Source organism: Clostridium sp. LXY-7 (assembly GCF_056172015.1).
Genome location: NZ_JBLLJL010000017.1, coordinates 1 through 1744, shown reverse-complemented (window position 1 = coordinate 1744; position 1744 = coordinate 1). Strand labels below are relative to the sequence as shown.

The window sequence follows — 1744 nt, the reverse complement described above, 5'->3', positions numbered from 1 at the left end:
CATAGTAAACACTATGTACTATATACTGAATAAATAGGTATATAGAGGTAAACCGGGGGAACTGAAACATCTAAGTACCCCGAGGAAGAGAAAGAAACCTCGATTTCCTGAGTAGCGGCGAGCGAAAGGGAAAGAGCCCAAACCTAAGCCTTTGGCTTGGGGGTTGAGGACAGAACATAAAATTGAAATTTTCTTAGTCGAAGATAGCTGGAAAGCTACTCCGTAGAAGGTAATAGGCCTGTAGGCGAAAAGAAGAAATCAAGAGTTCTGATCCAGAGTACCACGAGACACGTGAAACCTTGTGGGAAGCAGGGAGGACCACCTCCCAAGGCTAAATACTACCTAGTGACCGATAGTGAAGAAGTACCGTGAGGGAAAGGTGAAAAGAACCCCGGAAGGGGAGTGAAATAGAACCTGAAACCGTGTGCCTACAACCGGTCGAAGCACTTTATATGTGTGACGACGTGCTTTTTGTAGAACGAGCCAACGAGTTACGATATGTAGCGAGGTTAAGTACTTAAGGTACGGAGCCGAAGGGAAACCGAGTCTGAATAGGGCGCAAAGTTGCATGTCGTAGACCCGAAACCGGGTGACCTATCCATGGCCAGGATGAAGCGACAGTAAAATGTCGTGGAGGTCCGAACCACGTTGGTGTTGAAAAACCATGGGATGAGCTGTGGATAGCGGAGAAATTCCAATCGAACTCGGAGATAGCTGGTTCTCCTCGAAATAGCTTTAGGGCTAGCGTCGATTAATTGAGTAATGGAGGTAGAGCACTGAATAGGCTAGGGGGCATAACGCTTACTGAACCTTATCAAACTCCGAATGCCATATACTTTTATTTCGGCAGTCAGACTGCGAATGATAAGATCCGTAGTCAAAAGGGAAAAAGCCCAGACCATCAGCTAAGGTCCCCAAATGTAAGTTAAGTGGTAAAGGATGTGGGATTTCTAAGACAACTAGGATGTTGGCTTAGAAGCAGCCACTCATTTAAAGAGTGCGTAATAGCTCACTAGTCAAGAGATCCCGCGCCGAAGATGTCCGGGGCTAAAACTTACTACCGAAGCTATGGATGTACACTATGTGTACGTGGTAGAGGAGCTTTCTGCATTGGCTGAAGTCGTACCGTAAGGAGCGGTGGACGATGCAGAAGTGAGAATGTTGGCATAAGTAGCGCGAGCCAGGTGAGAATCCTGGCGGTCGAAAACCTAAGGTTTCCTGAGGAAGGCTCGTCCTCTCAGGGTTAGTCGGGACCTAAGCCGAGGCCGAAAGGCGTAGGTGATGGACAACTGGTTGATATTCCAGTACTACCAACGGACGTTATCACAAATGGGGTGACGCAGGAGGATAGGGTGTGCACACTATTGGATGTGTGTCTAAGCATTTAGGAGTAGCTAGTAGGCAAATCCGCTAGCTGAATCTGAGGTGTGATGGGGAGCTCATTAGAGCGAAGTACCTGATTCCACGCTGCCAAGAAAAGCCTCTATGGAGGAAGTTGGTACCCGTACCGCAAACCGACACAGGTAGGTGAGGAGAGAATCCTAAGACCAGCGGAAGAATTGCTGTTAAGGAACTCGGCAAATTGACCCCGTAACTTCGGGAGAAGGGGTGCCTACGCAAGTAGGTCGCAGAGAATAGGCCCAAGCAACTGTTTAGCAAAAACACAGGTCTCTGCTAAAGCGAAAGCTGATGTATAGGGGCTGACGCCTGCCCGGTGCTGGAAGGTTAAGGGGATCACTTAGCG

Annotated in this window: 1 rRNA gene; it reads left to right on the top strand. The window is 48.4% G+C overall.

What is annotated here, in order from left to right:
• Window positions 1-1744: ribosomal RNA gene (locus ACI48Q_RS20900) — 23S ribosomal RNA — on the top strand; the annotation flags it as partial.